At 65.1% G+C, this 4,213-nt stretch carries 3 protein-coding genes and 1 pseudogene; 3 read left to right on the forward strand and 1 reads right to left on the reverse strand.

Going from position 1 to position 4,213, the window contains the following annotated elements; all coding sequences use genetic code 11:
- Positions 1-425: pseudogene (locus tag JOY88_RS04540) on the forward strand (hypothetical protein); the annotation flags it as partial.
- Positions 426-516: 91 nt separating this feature from the next.
- Here the strand turns inward: JOY88_RS04540 and JOY88_RS04545 are convergent.
- Complete coding sequence (locus JOY88_RS04545; protein ID WP_293500731.1) at positions 517-1,248, reverse strand: Crp/Fnr family transcriptional regulator; 732 nt, start codon at positions 1,246-1,248, stop codon at positions 517-519.
- A gap of 235 nt (positions 1,249-1,483) precedes the next feature.
- On the opposite strand from JOY88_RS04545, the gene JOY88_RS04550 reads away from it, so the two are divergent.
- Together JOY88_RS04550 and JOY88_RS04555 are read left to right on the forward strand one after the other, a co-directional pair.
- A complete protein-coding gene (locus JOY88_RS04550; protein WP_293500732.1) occupies positions 1,484-3,412 on the forward strand; it encodes an AMP-dependent synthetase/ligase in 1,929 nt (642 codons plus the stop codon).
- Positions 3,413-3,423: 11 nt separating this feature from the next.
- Complete coding sequence (locus JOY88_RS04555) at positions 3,424-4,209, forward strand: ABC transporter ATP-binding protein (RefSeq protein ID WP_293500734.1); 786 nt, start codon at positions 3,424-3,426, stop codon at positions 4,207-4,209.
- Positions 4,210-4,213: the final 4 nt, after the last annotated feature.

Consider the following 4,213-nt stretch of genomic DNA (forward strand, 5'->3'; position numbering starts at 1 on the left):
CCATCGCCACGGTGCTCGCCATAGGGCTTGAAGCCACGATCACCGCCGCCAAAGCGACGCTCGCCGCCTTCGGCAAAGCGGTCATCGCGGGGACGGCGCTCGTCGCGCTGCGAGAAGCCGCCGCGGCGTTCGCCGTCGTCACGAGCAGGACGGCCGCCATCAGCGCGTCCAAAGCCCGAGGCGCGCGGACGTTCGTCACGCTGAGGGCGGGCACCGCGTTCGCCGCGCGCGGCGTCATCGCGGTCACGGCCTGCAGGTTTGCCGCCGCGTGCGGGCGCAGGCTTGGAGCCACGGGCCGCCGCGGGCTTTTCCGCCTTGGCAGGCTTGGCCGGCGCACGCAAAACAGAGCGCGCCGACGAGGACTCGGAGGGCGCGGAGGATTTGCCAGCGCCGGGGGCGCCAGACTCTTTAGGGGAATTGACTGACATTTGACCGCCATTGTCGCGCGACGCGCGGCTCTCGGCTGCAGTTATCCACAATTCCAGCGTGGCGCTCGGTCTTTGTTTTGCCTGTTTTTCAGGCAGTTACCCGGCGTGCCGGCGCAAACACCCCATGGCGCAGTGCCTCCAGGTCCAGCACGCGCAGACCGCCGTACTCGACCTGGATCACGCGCTCACGCTGCAGCACGGCCAGCGCCTCGTTCACGCGCTGGCGCGACAGGCCCACCAGATTCGCGAGCTCCTGCTGGGTGATGCGCAGCACCTCGCCCACGCCCGGGTACAGCAGGGGGTTGAACAGCGCGGCCAGGCTGCGCGCCACGCGCTGGTCGGGATTGTTCAGCCTATCGATCTCGCGCGCCGCAATGAACTGGCCCAGGCGTTCGTTGAGCTGGTTCATCACGAAGCGGTTGAAGCCTATGGAGTGGTCCAGCAGCCAGTGGAACATGTCTATGGGCAGCCCGCCCACGACCGAGCGACGTATGGCCTGGACGTTGTAACGGTAGGGCTCGCGCTTGACGGCCGTGCCCTCGCCAAACCAGCCTCCGGGCGGCAGGCCGGCCAGGGTCAGGCTGACGCCGTCGGCACTGTCCGTGTTCATCTTGAGCAGGCCGTCGACCACGCCGAACCAGTAGGTGGGCGCCCGGCCCATGCGGCACACATAGTCACCGGGCTCGGCGTCTCCGACCACCAGCACGCGCAAAGCGTTTTCGCGCTCCAGCGGCAGCAGCACGGACAACCATGGAACCCCCTCCAGCTCATCGCCCCTGGGTTTGCGTCGCCTTTGATGCAAGGACAGTTCTTGACTCATGGCCGCCAGCATTGCGAATGCGGCCGCGCTGCGGAAGCCGTATTTCCCCCGAGGCAGCAAATGCACCTCTTTCAGCAGCATTTGCCACAGCGGATTTTCACTATGGAGAGTTTCCCTCGGATTGTCGTCAAACAGACCATTTGACGTCAAAGTCGTCCATAGCATTCCTGCAAGACTTTTACGTAGAACCGGCACAGACAACGCCTACAGGTCGTTGAAGATACAAGGACTAGGAATGACAACCACGTTCCCGCACCTGCTGCTCAAGCACGCCAGCGAGCGCCCCGATGCGCCCGCCCTGCGTGAGAAGGAATACGGCATCTGGCAGACATGGACCTGGCGCGAAGCCGCACAAACCGTGCGCCACATGGCTTGCGGCCTGCGCGCGCTGGGACTGGGCAGCGGTCAGAACCTGGCTTTCATCAGCGACAACCGGCCCCATGTCTACCTGGGCTTTCTGGCCGTGCAGGCCTGCGGCGCCGTGCCCATCCCGCTGTACCAGGACGCCGTGGCCGCCGAAATGCGCTTTGTGATGGAGGACGCCGAAATCGCGTTCGCCTTTGCCGAAAACCAGGAGCAGGTGGACAAGCTGCTCGAGGTGCGCGAGTCCGTGCCCGGCATACGCCACATCATCTACGACGACCCTCGCGGCCTGCGCAAATACGATCAGCCCGGGCTCATCAGCACCGCGGCGCTGCTGGCCAAGGGCCAGGAGTGGGATGCGCAGCACCCCGGCGCCTACGACGCCATGGTGGCCGCCCTGCGCCCCGACGATATCTCGGTCATCCTCTATACCTCGGGCACCACGGGCAAGCCCAAGGGCGTATGCCAGACCCATGCCAGCTTCGGCGATTCGGCCCGCGGCGGCGTGGAGACCGACGGCCTGCAGGCTGCCGACAATGTGATCTGCTACCTGCCGCCGGCCTGGGTCGGCGACCATCTGTTCTCGTTCGCGCAATGGCTGGTGGCGGGCTTCACCATCAACTGCCCGGAGTCGGCGTCCACGGTCGCCATCGACCTGCGCGAGATCGGCCCCAGCTATTACTTTGCGCCGCCGCGCATTTTCGAGGGCATGCTGACCTCGGTCTCCATCCGCATGGAGGACGCCTCGCCGCTCAAGCAATGGATGTATGCCAGGGCCATGGGGGTCGCGCGCCGCGTGGGCTCGGACATTCTGGACGGCAAGAACGTGAGCGCCCTGGACCGGCTCAAGTACCAGCTGGGCAATCTCTTCATCTACGGGCCGCTGCGCAACGCCATGGGCCTGTCGCGCATCCGCGTGGCCTACACGGCCGGCGCGGCCATCGGCCCCGAGCTGTTCCGCTTCTTCCGCTCCATAGGCATCAACCTCAAGCAGCTCTACGGCCAGACCGAGACCTGCGCCTATGTCTGCCTGCAGCGCGACCGTCAGGTGGAGCTCTCCAGCGTGGGCCAGGCCGCGCCCGGCATCGAGCTCAAGATTGCCGACAACGGCGAGGTGCTGGTCAAGGGCGTGTCCGTGCTCAAGGAGTATTACAAGCGTCCCGACGCCACGGCCGAGGTCATCGACGCCAACGGCTACTTCCACACCGGCGATGCGGGCGTGATCGACGCCAACGGCCAACTGCGCATCATCGACCGCGCCAAGGACGTGGGCAAGACCAGCCGCGGCGCCATGTTCGCGCCCAACTACATAGAGAACAAGCTCAAGTTCTTCCCCCATATCAAGGAGGCCGTGTGCTTCGGCCACGGCAAGGACGAGGTCTGCGCCTTCATCAACATCGACTACGAGGCCGTGGGCAACTGGGCCGAGCGCCAGGGCCTGCCCTATGGCGGCTATGTGGACCTGGCCAGCAAGGCCAAGGTGCTGGAGCTGGTGGCCGAGTGCATAGACAAGGTCAACGCCGACCTGGCCTCCGAGCCCGGCATGGCCGACACCCAGGTGGCGCGTTTTCTGGTGCTGCACAAGGAGCTGGACCCCGACGACGACGAACTCACGCGCACGCGCAAGGTGCGCCGCAACTTCATCGCCGACAAGTACGGGGTGCTGGTGGACGCGCTCTACACCGGCAAGAAGCAGCAGTTCATCGAGACCCAGGTGAAGTTTGAAGACGGCCGCACCGGCAGCGTGAGCGCCACGCTGACCATTGTGGACAGCAAGATCCACCCGGCGGCCACGGTCTGAGAGGGAGCGACATGGATACAAGAACCACGGGCGATGTCATTCTGGACATCAAGAACATCAGCCTGCGCTTTGGCGGGGTCAAGGCGCTGACGGACATCTCCTTCAATGTGAAGGAGCACGAGATCCGCTCCATCATCGGCCCCAACGGCGCCGGCAAGAGCTCCATGCTCAACTGCATCAACGGCGTCTACACGCCGTCCGAAGGCTCGATCACCTTCCGCGGTCAGACCTTCAGCCATATGAACAGCCGCCAGGTGGCCGAGATGGGCGTGGCGCGCACCTTCCAGAACCTGGCGCTGTTCAAGGGCATGAGCGTGATCGACAACATCATGACCGGCCGCAACCTCAAGATCAGGAGCAACATCCTGATGCAGGCCCTGCGTCTGGGGCCGGCCCAGCGCGAGGAGATCGCGCACCGCGAATTTGTCGAGCACATCATCGACTTCCTCGAGATCCAGGCCTACCGCAAGACGCCCGTGGGCCAGCTGCCCTACGGCCTGCAAAAGCGCGTGGACCTGGGCCGGGCCCTGGCCATGGAGCCCCAGGTGCTGCTGCTGGACGAACCCATGGCCGGCATGAACGTGGAGGAGAAGCAGGACATGTGCCGCTTCATCCTCGACGTGAACGACGAATTCGGCACCACCATCGTGCTCATCGAGCACGACATGGGCGTGGTCATGGACATCTCGGACCGCGTCGTGGTGCTGGACTACGGCAAGAAGATCGGCGACGGCGCCCCCGACGAGGTGCGCAACAACGAAGACGTGATCCGCGCCTATCTGGGCGCCGGCCATTGAGATG

Origin of the sequence: Roseateles sp. (assembly GCF_019237615.1) — a bacterium.
In the GTDB taxonomy this organism is placed as follows: Bacteria; Pseudomonadota; Gammaproteobacteria; order Burkholderiales; family Burkholderiaceae_C; genus Pelomonas.